This is a genomic window from Flagellimonas sp. B-3, assembly GCF_056857835.1.
Map to the genome: position 1 here is coordinate 245,249 of NZ_JBSXNW010000016.1, position 17,824 is coordinate 263,072.

Below are 17,824 nucleotides of genomic sequence, written 5' to 3' on the forward strand. Positions count from 1 at the left end.
GACTTTTATGGATTCTAGTCCGGAAGGTGGGACATTGCCGAAAAGAATTTGATTCTTGGACCAATGTCCCTCTTTTCTTAATGAATGAATCTAGGGGTAAATCCCTCGCCTTTAGGTGAAGACTTTGGTCTTTTTTATTTCACGTTTTGTCCCCACCTAACCTCCCCAAAGGGGAGGAACTATTCTCCCCTCCGTTGGAGGGGTTGGGGGAGGACTCTTTGGTTGCCTTTAGAAGAAAGTAGTTTAATGTTGAAAGGGAGCTGATCAACGTTTCCGACTTAGCTCATACTCGTATAGTTCCCGACCCAATTGTGCCAAAAATGGTATGCCCACTTCGTCGTATTCGTAGGCATCATCATTAAAAATACCATCACTATTAACCAATATCGTTGCCGTGAGCATAAAATCAACATTGTTTTTGGTGTCCTTTATATAGGCACAATCCGTTAGGGTACCATAGGCATATCCCACTTTGTTATATATTTTAATGTGTTCGGGCATGGGTTCCGTACTGTCACCAAACATAAAAAACTTTACATAGCTGTCATAAAATTCATCAGGGTCATAACCTAATTGGGGCGGAAGTGTATGCATAGCGGTCAACAAATATTCGCGTTGATCATCACTCAGGTCAAAACGTTGTTCCCTTGGGAATGCTTCAGGAAAGATGATGCGTTTTAAAAGTGCAGTCTGTGCCTCGATGGGATAGTAGTTTTTCAACGAAAAATCAAAAGGACCCATTTGCAAAGATTCATCATAAATAAAACCTTTTCCTTTTTCAGCCCTATTTAGTTCAAGTGGTTTTATCGGGGAATTTATAATGGGTTTGCTCAATGAGGTCGTGGAATCGTTAAGGTAAAAAACCAATGGTTTGGTAGTTACATCATCAGCATTGTCCGTAGATAAACGATGGGCTATCCTAATGGGCGAAACGCCTCTCCTTTGCATCCTTTTATTCAAGTCGTCTTGCCCTAAAAACTCTACCAATCGGTTGTTTGCAGCATTGTCCGAGACGGCAAAAATTTCTGAAATGGCCTTTGCGAATGTTGTGTTTGCGGAATCACCTTCAACAAAAAACTGGGTGTTTAGGGAAAGTGAGTCAAGTTTGTTGAGTTTTTCCAGAGTGGCCACTGCAGCGGGGAACTTAACCGTGCTTGCGGGATAAAAATAGTTGCTTTTATCAACCTGAAAATCGTAATCTGTAAAAATGATGCTGTCATTCCTTCGGTCTATTTGGGTATACCGGATTTGAATTTCGTGCTTCTCCAGACTATCCATCACTTTTTTGATCTTGGGGTTTTGTGATGAAAGAGCATTGCCCAAAGGATCGGTTGAAGAGGAGTTGGAGCAAGATGTTCCCAGAACAAGCAAAACTATGATCGAAAACCTATGCCACATGCGTTCAGCGTTTAATTTTATTTGGTGTAGACCTCGCCTCTGTGAGGTTTGAGTATATTTTTCACTTCGTTCAATTCAAATTCGGCCACGACCAAAAAAGCAATACTGTGGGTGGGGCTATAATGTTCTACTCCCGAAAGATCATGTTTTAATTCCTCTGCCTCTACAAATTCTTTGAGGTGTTTTAAATAGTGATCGGCAACATGGGCTGCATTGGGGCCTCTAAAGTCCCAAATAATCTTGATTTTTCTGTCCAAAAGTTTTTCCATGGTTTTTATGAGTCGGTTATGGATTTGCCGGTTTCGGCGAAGGATTTAAAATCTTGCATGTATTTTAGGGACTGTTTTTTAAACGCCCCGGGCATAAAAAGCCCCATAAGTTTCATGCCAAATCCCGAAAATTGGAATTCAGACTCGGAAACCCAGCGGGTTTTGCCCCCTTCTTCCTTAAAATAATTTTTTTGAATGTTATGCACGCCTTTGGTGTCGTAAATGGTGTGCAGTTCGTCGGGAAGGTTTCTTTTGATGATGGTCTCTACCATAGTGATTTCCCGTTTGCCCATTTTGTAACTGAGGCTCATTTGGGCACCTTCCTGTCCAGGGGTTTGAGATAGTTGTTCATAGTTGACAAGACCTCTTTGCCAATGCCTCATGTTTTGGGGATCGTCCATCTTTTTGATGAATTCTTCCCTTGGGACATCAACAACAATTTCGGTAGTGTACTTCATGTTTGGTTTGGTTTTGCACTAATGTAGCAATTTCTGGCATCTATCTCCAACTAAAAAAAATCTGTTAATGAAATTAGAACCTTCTTGTAAGGGATTTTGTAATTGTTATTTTTGCGAAATGCTTAAGCACCAAAAAAATACGCTGTTCCTTCTTTGCGCTTTTATAGCAATCCTCGTTTCTTCTTGCGAGGGCATGTTCAACAAGGAAGAAGAAAAGGAACCTTTGGCAAGGGTGGACGATACTTTTTTATACAAAGAGGATATTGCTTCCTTGATCGGGGACGACATGACAGCGGAGGACAGCACCATATTTGTGACGAATTATATAAACAATTGGGCATCGAAGCAATTATTGTTGTCCAAATCCAAAATAAACCTGCCCGAAGAAAAGTTGGCCGAATTTGACCGTTTGGTGTCCGATTATCGGGCCGACCTTTATACAAGGGCTTATATAGAGGCATTGGTGAACCAATCCCAGGACACTTCCGTTACCAAGGCACAGCTACAGGAGTTTTACGAACGGGAGAAAGAGAACTTTAAACTGAACGAAAAATTGGTGCAGCTCAGGTTTGTGGGTATGTCCGAAAAGTTTTTGGACAGGGACGGTGTAGAGGCCAAAATAAAAAATTGGGACGTTTCGGATAAAAGATATTTGGATTCCATCGCGGTACAGTTCAAAAAAATTCATTTTAATGATTCTATTTGGATAAGTGCATCACGGGTAATCGAGGAAATCCCGCCTTTAACGCGGGCAAATGAGGAAACCCACTTAAAAAAATCACAATTTTTTGAGTTACAAGATTCGTTAGAGGTATATTTGGGCTTGGTGACCAATGTGTTGGAAGTCAACGAAACAGCTCCTTTTGATTATGTGGAGCCGGACATCAAACAATTGATATTGAACAGGAGACGGTTGAACTACATAAAAAAACTGGAAACCGAAATTATTGATGAAGCTATTAAGAAGAATGAATTTGAGGTTTATGACAAAGAAAATTAAAGGACTTTTTATTGCATTTTTTGCACTGTTCGGTATGGTACAAGCGCAGGAAGCCGACGAAGCATTGGGCGTTAACGATTCCACAAGTAACGCCAAAAAAGTAAAATTGGATGGTATTGCCGCCGTGGTCGGGGATTACGTGATCTTGGAATCGGATATAGATAAAACATTGATAGACCTTCAAAATCAAGGGGCATCCACCGAAGATGTTACCCGATGCAACCTATTGGGCAAACTTATGGAGGATAGATTGTACGCCCACCAAGCGGTACAGGATAGTTTATTGGTGTCCGACGATATGGTAAACGCCCAAAGTGATCAGCAGATACAACAACTTACCCAACAAATAGGCAGTGTTGAAAAAATGCTGAGCTACTATAAAAAGCCCGATATGGAAAGTTTCCGCGAGGAGCTTTTTGAAATCAACAAACTGCGTATGCTCTCCGAAAAAATGCAGGGCAAAATTGTTGAAGAGATTGAAGTGACCCCGGAAGAAGTTCGCCAATTTTTCTATAAAATTCCGGAAGATGAAAGACCTGTTTTTGGGGCAGAACTGGAAATTGCCCAGATTGTAAAACAGCCCGAGGCCCCGGAAGAGGAAAAACAAAAGGTCATTGACCAGTTAAAGGAAATTCGTCAGGACGTTTTGGAAAACGATGCTAGCTTTAATGTAAAGGCAATTTTGTATTCACAAGATCCAGGTTCTAAATCCAAAGGAGGTTTTTATAGTATGACGAAAGAAACTCCGTTTGTAAAGGAATTTAAGGATGTAGCCTTCAGTCTTCAAGAAGGGGAGATATCGGAGCCCTTTGAAACAAGTTTCGGCTATCATATTATTTATATAGAAAAAATCAGGGGACAAGAGTTAGATCTTCGACATATCCTCATGATTCCTAAAATCCCTCAAAGTGCTATTGATAAGGCCGTAAACGAATTGGATACTATCCGCCAACAAATTTTGGATGGCAAATATACTTTTGCCGAAGCAGCCCTGAACTTTTCAGATGAAAAAGAAACCAAGTTCGATGGTGGATTGCTCCGTAACCCAGTAAACTTTGATTCCCGTTTTGAGCTGACCAAAATGGATCCAACACTATACAATCAAGTTAGGGATTTAAAAGATGGGGAAATATCACGTCCCATTCGTGAAGATGACCAAAGAGGAGGAGCTCCCAAGTTCAAAATCATGAAGATTTCCAACAGATATGACGAACACGAGGCAGATTTTGCAAAAGACTACATGAAAATCCAGGAACTGGCACTACGAGAAAAACAATTCAAGGCCATTAAAGAATGGATGGACGAACATATAGAGGATACTTATATCCATGTTGACTCCGAAAGTAGGAACTGCGATTTTGCAAACAACTGGGTAAAGGAATAATTGTATGTCGGATGTGGTTGCAGTAGAAAATCTGGTAAAAAAGCACCAAGATTTAAAAAAAGAGATTGCCAAGGTCATTGTGGGCCAAAATGAAGTGATCGAGCAAATACTACTATCCATTTACACGGGGGGGCACTCCTTGTTGATCGGTGTTCCCGGTCTGGCAAAAACCTTAATGGTCAACACCATTGCACAAACCTTGGGGCTGGATTTTAAAAGAATCCAGTTTACGCCCGACCTAATGCCCAGCGATATTCTAGGAAGTGAGGTGTTGGACCAAAACCGAAACTTCAAATTTATAAAGGGACCTGTTTTTGGCAATATCATTTTGGCGGATGAGATCAACCGTACACCACCAAAGACCCAAGCAGCTTTGCTGGAAGCCATGCAGGAGAGAGCTGTGACCATTGCAGGAAAACAGTACAAATTAAATCGGCCCTATTTTGTACTGGCCACACAAAACCCGATAGAGCAAGAAGGGACCTACCCATTGCCCGAAGCGCAATTGGACCGTTTTATGTTCGCCATAGAGCTGAAATACCCCTCGATCGAAGAGGAAATCCAAGTGGTGAAATCCACTACTGCAGATGATGAGGTCCAGATAAACACACTTTTCAATGCCGACGAAATCATCGAAGTACAGCATTTGGTAAGACGTATTCCCGTGCCGGACAATGTTGTGGATTATGCGGTTAGGTTGGTCAATAGAACAAGGCCGGACCAAGAAGGTGCATCCGATTACGTAAAAAGTTATATTGATTGGGGAGCAGGCCCGAGGGCGTCACAGAACTTGGTTTTGGCAGCTAAGGCCCATGCAGCAATCAATGGTAAGTTTTCTCCGGACATCGAAGATGTTAAAGCAGTTTCCTTGGGAATCCTTCGCCACAGGATACTAAAAAACTACAAAGCTGAGGCTGAAGGCATCAATGAGGAAAAAATTATCACGGAATTATTGTAAAAAATAAGAAAGTCAACACTTATTTAGTGCGATTCTAATTCCAAATTACTTCTCATTTTAGTAAATTTACCGAATTACGAAAATCTTAAAAACTCAATTGTATAATGGCATTTGATATAGACATGATTAAGGGCGTTTACGCTTCCATAGGGGAACGTGTGGAAAAAGCCCGTGAATTGGTGGGCAAGCCCCTTACACTTTCCGAAAAAATCTTATACTCCCACCTTTGGGACGGTAAACCCGAAAAAGCATTTGTAAGAGGCAAGGATTACGTTGACTTTGCACCCGATAGAATCGCTTGTCAAGATGCAACGGCGCAAATGGCCTTGCTTCAATTTATGCAGGCGGGCAAGGATAAAGTAGCGGTGCCTACAACGGTTCACTGTGATCACTTGATCCAAGCCAAGGATGGCGCAGCATCAGATTTGAAGCACGCCAACGAAACCAGTAAAGAGGTTTTTGACTTCTTGGGGTCTGTATCGAACAAATATGGAATTGGATTTTGGAAACCAGGTGCAGGTATTATTCACCAAGTTGTCTTGGAAAATTATGCATTTCCTGGAGGTATGATGATTGGAACCGATTCCCATACCGTAAACGCCGGTGGATTGGGGATGGTTGCCATTGGTGTTGGTGGGGCCGATGCAGTGGATGTAATGGCCGGAATGGCCTGGGAACTAAAATTCCCCAAGTTGATCGGTGTAAAATTGACCGGTAAGCTATCTGGTTGGACAGCCCCTAAAGATGTTATTCTAAAAGTGGCCGAAATTCTTACCGTAAAAGGGGGAACAGGAGCCATTGTGGAATATTTTGGCCCAGGAGCCACTTCCATGTCCTGTACCGGTAAAGGAACCATCTGTAACATGGGTGCGGAAATCGGGGCTACCACTTCCACATTCGGTTACGACGAATCCATGGAGCGTTACCTAAGGGCGACGGACAGGAAAGATGTTGCGGATGAGGCAAACAAGGTAAAAGAACATTTGACCGCCGATCCAGAAGTTTATGCCAACCCAGAGCAATATTTTGACCAAGTAATCGAAATAAACCTTTCCGAATTAAAGCCTTTGCTAAACGGACCATTTACCCCGGATTTGGCAACAGAAGTAGGAACAATGAAAGAAAAGGCCGAGAAAAACGGTTGGCCTTTAGCTGTTGAGTGGGGATTGATAGGATCTTGTACCAACTCTTCTTATGAAGATTTATCGAGAGCATCATCCATTGCACAACAAGCTTTGGACAAAAAACTGAAAACAAAAGCTGAATTTGGTATAAACCCAGGTTCGGAACAAGTAAGATATACTACGGAGCGTGATGGTATCCTTGAGATATTCGAAAAATTGGATGCCAAAATCTTCACAAATGCTTGCGGACCATGTATAGGCCAATGGGCACGTTATAAAGACCCGAAGAACGCTCCAAAAAATAGTATTGTTCACTCCTTTAACCGAAACTTCGCAAAGCGCGCCGATGGAAACCCCAATACACACGCTTTCGTAGCTTCGCCCGAAATGACCGCTGCAATCGCTATTGCAGGTCGTTTGGATTTTAACCCCTTAACGGATAAGTTGATCAACGAAGATGGCGAAGAAGTAATGTTGGATGAACCGACAGGATGGGAATTGCCACCAAAAGGTTTTGAAGTTAAGGAAAACGGTTATGAAGACCCGTTGGAAGATGGAAGTGGAGTAGAGGTAAAAGTGGCTTCGGATTCTGAGCGTTTGCAATTGTTGGAGCCATTTGTGCCCATCAAAGCAAGCGATCTTCAGGGTATGAAATTGTTGATCAAAGCCTTTGGTAAGTGTACGACCGACCACATTTCCATGGCCGGGCCATGGTTGCGTTTTAGAGGACATTTGGACAATATTGCCAATAATACTTTGATTGGTGCTGTAAATGCATTCAACCAAAAGACCAACTTTGTAAAAAACCAGTTGACCGGTGAATACGGAGGTGTTCCGGATACGCAGCGTGAATACAAGAAAAAAGGAATCATGACGGTTGTTGTGGGAGACCACAACTACGGTGAAGGTTCATCAAGGGAGCATGCGGCCATGCAACCAAGGCACTTGGGTGTTGCCGTTGTATTGGTAAAATCCTTTGCAAGGATCCACGAGACCAACCTTAAGAAACAAGGTATGTTGGCCTTGACCTTTGCCAATGAGGACGATTACGATTTGATCCAGGAGGATGATACGTTCAATATTGTTGATGCCGCTGAGTTTGCTCCGGACAAACCTTTGACCATCGAAGTAGTGCACGCCGATGGAAGTAAGGATACCATCGTAACAAACCATTCGTACAACGATGCGCAAATCAAGTGGTTCAACGAAGGTTCGGCCTTGAACTTGATCAAGAAGCAGAATGCTTAATTGTATCTAATATAATCTGTAAAAACTCCTGATGTTGTAAAAGATGTCAGGAGTTTTTAATTTTTGATAAATAATTTTCAATGAAGATCAACAAAAAGACCATTCTCAATGTTGTATTGATTCTTTTTATCCTATCGTTTTTTGTGACCCCGATCGGTTACTACGGAAAAATTTGGTTGAACAGGGTGTTTGCATTTTCTCCCGAAGTCATCGAAAAAAGCGAGCAACAAAAAATCACCGATTACGATTGGGAGCTAAAAGATGCAGAATGGAACTTTTTCAACTTTGAAAAATCCAAAGGAAAGGTAATCTTCATCAATTTATGGGCTTCATGGCGATTGCCATCGGAAGCAGAGCTTGCAAGTATTCAGGAATTGTACGACAAATATAAAGATGAAGTTGATTTTTACATCATCACCAATGAGGAGAGAGCACCTGTTGAGGCCTTTATGGAAGAGCACGAATTTACATTCCCAGTAACCTATTTGATCATAGGCGAAAAAATGCCCATTGATCCCAGCGAGGTGCCTTCGTCCTATTTGATCGATAGATCAGGAAGCATTGTGATTCACGAAGAAGGAATTTCGGATTGGAGCACCAATAAAGTTTATAAATTAATGGAACGGTTAATCGCAGAATGAAAATCACCAAGGAACAGATCGGCAACGCTATATGGATTTTGGCCATAGTGCTCATACTTTTTACCCCTTTGGGCTTCTATCCACGGGTATGGGTCAATAAAATCGTTGCCACAGTGATTAGTCCAAGCACTGTGGACAAGGATGAACAAACTAGGTTGAAAAACTATAACTGGAACCTTGTTGATCTAAAGGGTAAATCAACCAACCTCCAATCAAAACAAGGTGAAGTTATTTTGGTGAACGTTTGGGCAACTTGGTGTCCCCCTTGTGTGGCCGAACTACCGGGTTTTGTGGAGCTCTACGAAGATTATGGAGATAAAGTCACTTTTGCCTTTGTTGCCAATGATGAAAAACAAAAAGTTGAGGCTTTTCTAAAGAAAAAAGGATATGAATTACCTGTATACTTTCAAGCTTCGGCCACACCAAAGGAGCTGGAAAGCGGTAGTATTCCGGTAACCTATATTATTGATAAAAAGGGCAATGTAGTAGTGGATAAAACGGGAGCCGCCAATTGGAATTCCGACAAAACCCGGGACTTGCTGGACGAATTGGTGGCTGAATAACTACTTCTTCTTGAAATATTTGAAAGGGACGACCAACATTCCAAAACATTCCCCATCTTCTTTGCCCAAATGTTTATGATGGATTTTGTGCGCCCTACGTACTCCTCGCGCATACCAATTGTTGGCATTCCTAAATATTTTAAAGCGTTGGTGAATAAATATATCGTGAACTGTAAAATAAGCAATGCCATAGGCCAAAATGCCAAATCCTAATGGCCATCCATACCAAAACGAGGTGTAACTGCCCAAGTAAAACAACGTCATGCTAACGACGGCGTAAAAAATAAAGAAAGCATCATTCCGCTCAAACCAGGAATCATGATCTTTTTTATGGTGGTCCTTATGCAGGCTCCATAGAAAACCATGCATTACGTATTTATGGGTAAACCATGCCATAAACTCCATAAAGCAAAAAGTTGCCAAAAATATCAATATCCAAAGTGCTACTTTCATTGTACCAATTGTAATTTATAATTTACATACGATTGTGCCAACAGCCCAAATTTTTGATAGTTGGGTACACGGATCCTAGTGTTTTTGATCTCCAGCGGAGGTGTGCCCTGCAATTTTTGAAGCAGTTTTTTATAATATCTATACGCGGTATAAACTCCAAACTTGGCTTGTTCGGGCAACTGTACAATTCCTGAGTACCCAAGCGCAAAATCGGCCTTGATCTCGTTTACGATACGCTTTTTGGACTCCTCGTCCAGTTCCATCAAGTTGGTGTTCGGAAAATAGGCCCGGTTCAAATGCTCGTAATCAGCTTTTAGATCACGTAAAAAGTTCACTTTTTGAAAAGCGGAACCCAAAGCCATGGCCGATTCTTTCAATTTTTCATACTTTTCCTTGTCCCCTTTTACAAATACACAAAGGCACATCAACCCAACAACATCGGCAGAACCATAAATATACTCACGGTATTCATCAAAAGTCTCATAGTTTTTCTTGGTAAGGTCCATGCGCATACTTTTCATAAACGACGCTACTAAATGATGCGGAATGTCATACTTGTGATAGGTATGCTGAAAGGAATTCAAAATAGGGTTAAGGCTTATTTTGTCCTCAAGGGCCTGTTCCATATCTTTTTCAAAGGCATTGAACAATTTGGCCTTGTCGTAATCGTGAAAGGTATCCACAATTTCGTCGGCAAAACGTACAAAACCGTAAATATTGTATATATCGGAACGGATGGACGGTGCCAACATTTTGGTGGCCAACGAAAAAGAGGTGCTGTAAGACTGGGTCACGACCTTGCTGCAGTTGTAGGATACATCGTCAAAAATAGTTTTCATCTTTTTACTTCTTTAATGATTAAATCAGCCACCAGTTTTCCGGAGATCAGGGATGGTGGAACCCCTGGGCCGGGAACGGTCAACTGACCGGTAAAGAACAATTTTTTTACTTTGCTACTTTTGAGGTTAGGTCGTAAAAAAGCGGTTTGGCGCAACGTGTTTGCCAAGCCATAGGCATTACCTTTATAGGAATTGTACTGCTCCACAAAATCGTTTACACAGAAACTTTCCTTAAAAATTACTGATTTTTTTACAGTTTGCTTGGTTAAATTTTCAAATCGGTCCATTACAATATCAAAATATTGGTCACGTACTTGTGGTGTATCTTCCAATCCAGGGGCAATGGGCACCAAGAAAAAACCTGTTTCTTTACCATTTGGCGCCATTGTGGCATCGGTTACCGACGGAAAGTTGGCATAGAACAACGGATTGCTTGGCCATTGGGGGTTATCATAGATTTCTTGGGCATGTTTTTCAAAGTCGGTGTCAAAAAACAAATTGTGATGTTCAATATTTTCCAATTTCTTGTCAAAACCTATGTAGAACAGCAGAGAGGAAGGGGCATAAGTTTTTTTGTTCCAGTATTCTTCGGAATATTGTCGGTATTTTTTATCCAATAACGTTTCGGAATGATGATAGTCGGCACCGCTCACTACATAATCACCAAGATGATTTTCCCCTTTGCTCCTGATGCCCAAGACCTCTCCATCGGATACTAGAATATGTGTTGCGGGGCTATTGGTATGTATGGTTACGCCCAATTCTTCTGCCAGACTTTGCATGGCCTTGATGATTTCGTACATACCACCTTTTGGATGCCATGTGCCCAAACCAAAGTCGGCAAAATTCATAAAATTGTAGAAGGATGGGGTTTTGCTGGGTTTGGCTCCCAAGAAAAGTACGGGAAACTCCAAAGTGGATACCAACTTTGGATTTTTGAAGCGTTTACGCACCTGTTGACTTATGGTTTTAAAAAACTGGTCAACCTTTAAAACGGTTTCTTTGGTTACAAGCTCCAAAGGGGAAAGACCTGGCCTCAACACCACCTTGTTGATAGCGATATTATAATTTTCTTGGGCTTCGGCTATAAATTGTTTCAAATGTTCGCTGCTTCCCGATTCAATGCGTTCGAACTCGTTGCATATCTTTTCCATACAGTCACCTATGGTGATCACGTCGTCTTCGAAGAAAATTTTATAGGCGGGGTTTAGCTTGTCCAACTGGTAATAGTCCGAGGTCTTTTTGTTGAAGTCAGCAAAAAATTTATCAAAAATATCGGGCATCCAATACCAGCTTGGGCCAATATCAAAGGTAAAACCATCTTTGACCAATTGTCTTGCCCTGCCGCCCACGGTATCATTTTTTTCGAATAGTTCCACCTCAAATCCTTCTTTTGCCAAATAACATGAGGCGGATAGGGAAGAAAAACCAGAACCGATGACAATTACTTTTTCCATTTGGACTTAAAGCGATTCTATCAGTTGATTAATGGATTTAAATATTTTGATGGGACCCGAAGGTTGCTCATCCTCAAATTCTTGTATCTGATGACCCAAAACGTAAAGTTTGGAACCGGGCGATTTTTTTAACACCTTACGGAATCGTTTAAAATAATCATCAATGTCATCTTTGGTGGGTGCTACGGTAAAGTAGGAAATAAACCTGATGTTATCGTAATATTTCAGTAAATCCTCAAGACTTTCCACCGGCATGGTCTGTCCTAAATATATGGTTTTGTAGCCGTTAAGGGCCAATTGGTAATTAATGTACAAGAGCCCCAATTCGTGTATCTCGTTTTCAGGAAGAAAAAGAACGTATACTTCATCTTTTTTTGCGGGAGTTTCAAATTGAAGCTTCTCGGTATGGATGTATATTTTTTGTTTGATCAAGTTGGATATAAAATGCTCGTGGGCCGGACTTATGGTGTTGGTTTGCCACAACAATCCAAGTTCGTTCAACAGGGGGATAAAGACCTCGTTAAAGATCTGGGTAAACGATTTCTCCTCCATGAGCCCATTGTAGGTCTTCAAAAAAAGTGATTGGTCAAAATTGAGCATCGATAGTTTCAATGAATTGAGTATGTGGTTCTTTTTACTTTTTTGCGAAACAATCTCATTGACCAATGCGGGTATTTTTTCATCCCCTAACTTGGCGATTTTGGAAATTTTGTACCCATTGTTATAAAGTAGGGTAACGTTCAATAACTTTTGTAGACTGGTAATGTTGTATGTCCGGATATTTGTGTTCGTTCTTTCAGGACGGAATAAATTATATCTCTTTTCCCAAATTCGGATGGTGTGGGCTTTTATGCCCGAAAGGTTCTCCATATCCCGAATACTAAAAGAAGTTTTTACACTGTTCATCTTTTTTATTTAAACGTTAAACAAATTTACAATTTAAAAGATGTCATCCTAGTTATTTATCATAAATTTTGCACTAACTCTTCAAAAAGTCACGAAGGTTTATGGAATTTTAACAATAAAATCCTTGCTCTCGATACATTCCTAAAAGCGAACAGGGTTTCCCCCTGGAAATAAACTTGAACTGGCTTTTATTGCCATTATCATGTACAATGCTGATGCCTATGAGGCCTTTTCCCTATTTTTTGGCGATCAAATGCATATAGCCTTTGAATTCTTTTTTTACATAAGGGAACAAGATGAGCAAACCGATCATGTTTGGAAATACCAGGGCCAATATCATAGCATCCGAGAACTTTATCACTGCATCCAGGGTTATGGCAGCACCCAGCACCGTAAACAAAAGGAATATAATTTTATAGGTAAGGTCAGTGACCTTGCTTCTTCCAAAGAGGTATTTCCATGCTTGTAGCCCATAATAGGACCAAGATAATATGGTGCTGAAGGCAAACAGGCATACAGCGGCCATTAGGATCCAGGAAGAACCGTTAATGGAATTTTCAAAAGCCAGGGATGTAATGTTCACCCCGCCCAACCGACTTCCATCAGCCATTAGAGCTTGGCCCTCTACTACATTGCCATATACAAAAACACCGTCCATGTTAAAGAGAATGATGACAACGGCTGTCATGGTACACACCAAAACGGTATCAATGAAAGGTTCCAACAAACCTACAAGTCCTTCCGATGCCGGGAATGAGGTATTAACGGCCGAATGTGCTATGGCGGCAGAGCCTGCGCCCGCTTCATTGGAAAAAGCAGCTCTTCTAAATCCTTGGATCATAACCCCTACAAATCCACCTGAAATTGTTGCTTCGGGTGTGAAAGCTTCTTTTATGATGAGGGCAAAGGCATCATCGACCCATTCTATTTTGGAAATTATGATGAACAGTGCAGCACCCACATAAAGTATGGCCATAAAGGGAACCACTTTTTCCGTAACCTTGGCAATACGTTTAATCCCGCCAATGATCACAATTCCGGCTAAAATTGCAAATACAAGGCCAATGATGCTCCCCGTAGCATCGCCGGTTAAACCAAAACGTTCTATAATCTGGGCGGCGGCCTGGTTGCTTTGGAAGGCATTTCCGCCACCAAAGGAAGCCCCCACGCAGAGTATGGCAAAAACTGAGGCCAAAAATTTGCCCAAGCGGGAAAACCCCCGCTGTTTTAACCCTCTGGACAAATAATACATGGGGCCACCATAAACATTGCCATCGGTGTCTATATCCCGATACTTTACCCCAAGGGTGCATTCCACAAACTTAGTGGACATGCCAAGCAGTCCGGCCAAGATCATCCAAAAAGTGGCTCCGGGCCCTCCAAAGGAAATGGCTACGGCCACCATGGCTATATTGCCCAGACCTACAGTACCCGATACCGCGGTGGCCAAGGCCTGAAAATGGTTTACCTCTCCCGAGTGCCCTTCATCTTTAATGGTGTCCACCAAGTCACCATCAACTTCATAAACCTGTGGTTTTGGTTTTGGGGATGTTTTTTCAAGTTCATCGTATTTTCCTCGGACCACTTGTATGGCTGTTGAGAAATGACGGATGTTGATAAACCCAAAGTAGACAGTAAAGAACAGGGCCCCCAGTATCAGAATGATAAGGATTATTGGAATGCCATGCCCGAATATGGGGATTTCTGCCAGAATCAGATTTTCCCACCATACGGCAAAGGGCATAAAGGCTTCATTTATTTTTTCGTCCAGACCTTTTTCGGATGTGGATGCTAAAATTGCATTGCTTGGAATGCATAATGTACTGTACAATAGAAATTTACCCATGATCGAAAGTTTGCCTGAATTTCGATTGTAGGTTTGATTTTTTTGGACATTGTCGGAATGAATCTCAAAATGTCAGTAACCAAATAACTGACAAATAAAAGCTAAGTCATTCATTTTCAATCTGTATGTTTTCTTTTGGGATATGGAGCCTAATTTTCCTTTCCCTGTTTTCCGACATTTCGAACAAAGTGCCTTTTAAGGGATGGTAGTGTTTGTCCCTTGTCCAATTCTTTTTGCCGAAGAGTCCATTCAGCAGCGCCTCCAATAACCTTTTAAGCTCATTGTGGTCGTTAATGTCATAGTTTTTGGAAGCTTCAAAGTTTTTAGGTTTGATTTCCAGCCAATTATCGGTTGAATTCAGTTTGCGTTCGGCAAATGTTCTCAACAAGCGATAGAGGGCAGGGGTGAGCCGAACGATTCTATCTTTATTACCAGGAAACCCGATTAAAGTCACTGAGCTTGCGCCACCGTTTTTTTGGCCACCGGTTTTACCAAATAAAAGTTTTAGCTGATGGGGTCCTGGTATCACCGTTTCGGTAAGTTCCTTTACCCAACTTAGTGCCAGGGCAAAGAACAGCATGATCAACGAAGTTTTAAAAATGGCTGAGAACAACAATAGATTAATGGTGTTGTCCATCAACTTATATATTTGGGCCAAGAGCGTTACCAAAATGGTGATCAATGCTAACCAACCCAAGAGGGGAAGCCTTCTTTTTATAAAGGATTCCCATAAAACAAAGCCTAAAAATAGCAAGGTCAACAGTGCATAAACAACATCGAGTTCATTGATGACGTATGCTTCACGGACCAAAAACATTTTGAATAGGGTAGGAAACAGTGCAAATGCAAAAGGAATACCGATGATGTAGGGCCAAAACTTTGATTTTATCAAAGGAGCCAATGCCTTGGGCAAATATTTGAACCAAGGCAGGGCCATCAAAATAAACAAACTGTTGGTCAATGATAGAATACTCCTAAGACCATCTTTAAAGTGGGGGTAAAGGCCATTATTGTTGAGGTACACGATTTCCACAAGCCCGGAAAAGGCCCAACAAAGCACAGAAAGAGCCAGCCATACAGGGCCATAATCATTTTGCTTTTTCCCGATATGGTACCAAATGGCCATTAGGGAAAGAAATGCAAAAAGGCATACCGAAAGCTGCCACCATCCATAAAACATGGAAATTTCACTTGATACTTGTGCATCCATGCCTATCGTTTATATAAGGGATAAGTATTCAACTATGACTGATTAGGAATTACTCGGAAAATAAATAAAAAAAGCAGAAGTAAAAAGAATGACTAAAAATAGAAGTCTATCCGTAGCCTTGAAAACAAAAAAACCGCAAGATTTTGCGGTTTTCTTCTGTGCCCACGACTGGAGTCGAACCAGCACGTCCTTACGAACACTACCCCCTCAAGGTAGCGTGTCTACCAATTCCACCACGTGGGCCTTTGGAATTTTAGGTGTGCAAATATAATTTTTTTGGACAAAAGGGAAGGATTTTAATGGCTTTTTATGGTCGATGGTTTTTAAAACCAACACGAGAACAAGCTTTCGTAAAGTTTACAATATCATAATATCCGTCCACTCTTATTTTTATGAAATTTGTCCGTGATGAAACACCCCCATACAAATGAAGCACAGCAAGAACTTGCTGTCCGGGTCAAAGCCTCGGACAGGAATGCATTTAACAGTCTGTTCTCCATGCTTTGGGAGCCCATGTACGTTTACGCAGCGTCTTTGGTAATGAACGATTCCTTGGCCAAGGATTTGGTTCAGGACATCTGGATCGATTATTGGCAACGCAGGGAAACTGTAGACGTAAACCATATTAAGTCATATCTCTTCAAAGCGATTCGGTATAAATGTTACAATACTTTAAGGGATACCAAGTTTAACAAAACACAGATTGAGGCTGCCAATTCGATTTATATAGCCCCAGAAATGGAGTTGGAAGAAGACCTTATGGAGCTTACCGAACGTATTGATGTAAGTATGGCCGATCTCCCACAAAGATGCCAGGAAGTATTTAGGTTGAGCCGAATACACAACATCAGTAATAAGGAAATCGCGGAGCGACTGAACATTTCCCATCGCTCGGTTGAGAATCAAATTTCCTTTGCCCTCCGCAGGCTGCGCAAAGACCTTTCCATTGTTAAATCATTGTTCCTTTAAATGATGGGTTTTTTAGCTTAAGGTTAAGAGGTTTCCTGTACTATTAAGTAATCATTAAAACAGATTTTTCGAGTGTGCGTCCCTGTACGTTTCTGGTACTTGTAGTTGAAACGGACATACAATGACTGAAAATGAGATCAAAGTTTTGATGAAAAAATACCTCAATGGTACCATTACCAAAAAGGAGGAATCACTCTTGGAGGAGTTTGACCATAAGTTGCTTTTCAAGAACCATCAAAACGTTTTTAAAAATCCAAAACAAAAGAAGCGGGTAGGTCAAAAATTGGCCAAACATATAAATAATTCCAAAAGAAGGCCAATACTAAAATGGAGCAGCGTGGCGGCTTCGTTAACCTTGTTGATTGGACTTGGATATTTTGCCTACACCTTTACCCATCAAACAGAAGTGGTGGAACCCATTGCCAAGATTACCAAAACCACGGAGTGGGGACAAAAGCTACACATTGTTTTGGCCGATGGTACCGAGGTATATCTTAACGCTGGCAGTACCATAAAATATCCGCAACGATTTGAAGGCGATACAAGGGAAGTGGAACTCGAAGGCGAAGCTTTTTTTGATGTTGCTAAAAACCTGGATAAACCCTTTATCATAAAATCGGGCGAGGTGGCAACCACGGTGCTGGGTACTTCTTTTAATGTGAATACCTATCCAGAAAACCAGCAAGTGGCAATAACAGTGGCAACAGGCAAGGTAAAAGTAGCTTCAGAAGAAAGCGAACTACTCCTGTTGCCCAATGAGCAGGGTATTTTCAATAGAAATTCAAAATCCATTTCCAAGGAAAAGATAGATATTGCCTCATTTCTACATTGGAAAGACGGCATCATTCATTTTGATGACGCAGAACTGTCCAAAGTGCTACAGACCTTGGAACGCTGGTACGGAGTAACTTTTGTGGTTGATAACAATACCATTGGCAATTGCCATATCACCGCAACATACGATAACGAAAGATTGGATGCTATTCTGGAAAGCATTGTGTATGCTAAAAACGGATTGCGCTATCAATTTTTGGATAAAAATAAAATCCAATTAAAAGGAAAATGTACTGACTAAAACCAACTCAAACCAAAAAACAGCAT

At 41.3% G+C, this 17,824-nt stretch carries 17 protein-coding genes and 1 tRNA gene; 8 read left to right on the plus strand and 10 right to left on the minus strand.

The annotated features are described in order from the left end of the window. Positions 1 to 264: 264 nt before the first annotated feature. Genes AC13CS_RS04485 through AC13CS_RS04495 form a run of 3 tightly spaced genes read right to left on the minus strand, consistent with a single transcriptional unit; the run spans position 265 to position 2,125 of the window. Positions 265 to 1,398 (minus strand): serine hydrolase, encoded by a 1,134-nt coding sequence (locus tag AC13CS_RS04485; RefSeq protein WP_482888518.1) that lies wholly within the window; start codon positions 1,396 to 1,398, stop codon positions 265 to 267. A gap of 17 nt (positions 1,399 to 1,415) precedes the next feature. Then, complete coding sequence (locus AC13CS_RS04490; protein WP_482888519.1) at positions 1,416 to 1,667, minus strand: hypothetical protein; 252 nt, start codon at positions 1,665 to 1,667, stop codon at positions 1,416 to 1,418. 5 nt (positions 1,668 to 1,672) lie between these two features. Continuing rightward, positions 1,673 to 2,125: an SRPBCC family protein gene (locus AC13CS_RS04495; RefSeq protein WP_482888520.1), complete on the minus strand. Its 453-nt coding sequence runs from the start codon at positions 2,123 to 2,125 to the stop codon at positions 1,673 to 1,675. A 118-nt stretch (positions 2,126 to 2,243) separates the two neighbouring features. On the opposite strand from AC13CS_RS04495, the gene AC13CS_RS04500 reads away from it, so the two are divergent. From AC13CS_RS04500 to AC13CS_RS04525, 6 genes are all read left to right on the plus strand, one after another. Next, on the plus strand, positions 2,244 to 3,125 hold the full coding sequence (locus AC13CS_RS04500) for a peptidyl-prolyl cis-trans isomerase (RefSeq protein WP_482888521.1): 882 nt from the start codon (positions 2,244 to 2,246) through the stop codon (positions 3,123 to 3,125). After that, a complete protein-coding gene (locus tag AC13CS_RS04505) occupies positions 3,109 to 4,509 on the plus strand; it encodes a peptidylprolyl isomerase (RefSeq protein ID WP_293169226.1) in 1,401 nt (466 codons plus the stop codon). The genes AC13CS_RS04500 and AC13CS_RS04505 overlap by 17 nt, the downstream gene beginning before the upstream one ends. A gap of 4 nt (positions 4,510 to 4,513) precedes the next feature. Continuing rightward, positions 4,514 to 5,467, plus strand: a complete 954-nt coding sequence (locus AC13CS_RS04510; RefSeq protein ID WP_293169224.1) for an AAA family ATPase — start codon at positions 4,514 to 4,516, stop codon at positions 5,465 to 5,467. A gap of 104 nt (positions 5,468 to 5,571) precedes the next feature. After that, positions 5,572 to 7,839, plus strand: coding sequence for an aconitate hydratase (locus AC13CS_RS04515; protein WP_482888522.1), 2,268 nt, complete (start codon positions 5,572 to 5,574; stop codon positions 7,837 to 7,839). 80 nt (positions 7,840 to 7,919) lie between these two features. Further along, positions 7,920 to 8,480, plus strand: coding sequence for a TlpA family protein disulfide reductase (locus AC13CS_RS04520; protein ID WP_482888523.1), 561 nt, complete (start codon positions 7,920 to 7,922; stop codon positions 8,478 to 8,480). Further along, a complete protein-coding gene (locus AC13CS_RS04525; RefSeq protein WP_482888524.1) occupies positions 8,477 to 9,043 on the plus strand; it encodes a TlpA family protein disulfide reductase in 567 nt (188 codons plus the stop codon). Before AC13CS_RS04520 ends, AC13CS_RS04525 begins: the two co-directional genes overlap by 4 nt. Here AC13CS_RS04525 and AC13CS_RS04530 read toward each other — a convergent pair whose 3' ends face one another. The 7 genes from AC13CS_RS04530 to AC13CS_RS04560 all read right to left on the minus strand — a co-directional run bounded on the left by AC13CS_RS04530 (position 9,044) and on the right by AC13CS_RS04560 (position 15,997). Continuing rightward, positions 9,044 to 9,496 (minus strand): sterol desaturase family protein, encoded by a 453-nt coding sequence (locus tag AC13CS_RS04530; RefSeq protein WP_293169216.1) that lies wholly within the window; start codon positions 9,494 to 9,496, stop codon positions 9,044 to 9,046. Further along, positions 9,493 to 10,335 carry a phytoene/squalene synthase family protein gene (locus AC13CS_RS04535; protein ID WP_482888525.1) on the minus strand — a complete coding sequence of 281 codons (843 nt, stop codon included), beginning with the start codon at positions 10,333 to 10,335 and terminating at the stop codon, positions 9,493 to 9,495. Before AC13CS_RS04535 ends, AC13CS_RS04530 begins: the two co-directional genes overlap by 4 nt. Then, positions 10,332 to 11,792: a phytoene desaturase family protein gene (locus tag AC13CS_RS04540; RefSeq protein ID WP_482888526.1), complete on the minus strand. Its 1,461-nt coding sequence runs from the start codon at positions 11,790 to 11,792 to the stop codon at positions 10,332 to 10,334. Before AC13CS_RS04540 ends, AC13CS_RS04535 begins: the two co-directional genes overlap by 4 nt. A 6-nt stretch (positions 11,793 to 11,798) precedes the next feature. Further along, a complete protein-coding gene (locus AC13CS_RS04545; RefSeq protein WP_482888527.1) occupies positions 11,799 to 12,698 on the minus strand; it encodes a MerR family transcriptional regulator in 900 nt (299 codons plus the stop codon). A gap of 235 nt (positions 12,699 to 12,933) precedes the next feature. Then, complete coding sequence (locus AC13CS_RS04550; protein ID WP_482888528.1) at positions 12,934 to 14,544, minus strand: alanine/glycine:cation symporter family protein; 1,611 nt, start codon at positions 14,542 to 14,544, stop codon at positions 12,934 to 12,936. A gap of 106 nt (positions 14,545 to 14,650) precedes the next feature. Further along, positions 14,651 to 15,754, minus strand: a complete 1,104-nt coding sequence (locus AC13CS_RS04555) for a hypothetical protein (protein WP_482888529.1) — start codon at positions 15,752 to 15,754, stop codon at positions 14,651 to 14,653. Between the two features lie 159 nt (positions 15,755 to 15,913). Beyond that, positions 15,914 to 15,997, minus strand: a tRNA-Leu gene (locus tag AC13CS_RS04560). A 165-nt stretch (positions 15,998 to 16,162) separates the two neighbouring features. Between AC13CS_RS04560 and AC13CS_RS04565 the strand changes: the two genes are divergently transcribed. Both AC13CS_RS04565 and AC13CS_RS04570 read left to right on the plus strand, forming a co-directional pair. Then, positions 16,163 to 16,723: an RNA polymerase sigma-70 factor gene (locus tag AC13CS_RS04565; protein ID WP_482888530.1), complete on the plus strand. Its 561-nt coding sequence runs from the start codon at positions 16,163 to 16,165 to the stop codon at positions 16,721 to 16,723. 121 nt (positions 16,724 to 16,844) lie between these two features. Further along, positions 16,845 to 17,798 carry a FecR family protein gene (locus AC13CS_RS04570; protein ID WP_482888531.1) on the plus strand — a complete coding sequence of 318 codons (954 nt, stop codon included), beginning with the start codon at positions 16,845 to 16,847 and terminating at the stop codon, positions 17,796 to 17,798. The last annotated feature ends 26 nt before the right edge of the window (positions 17,799 to 17,824 follow it).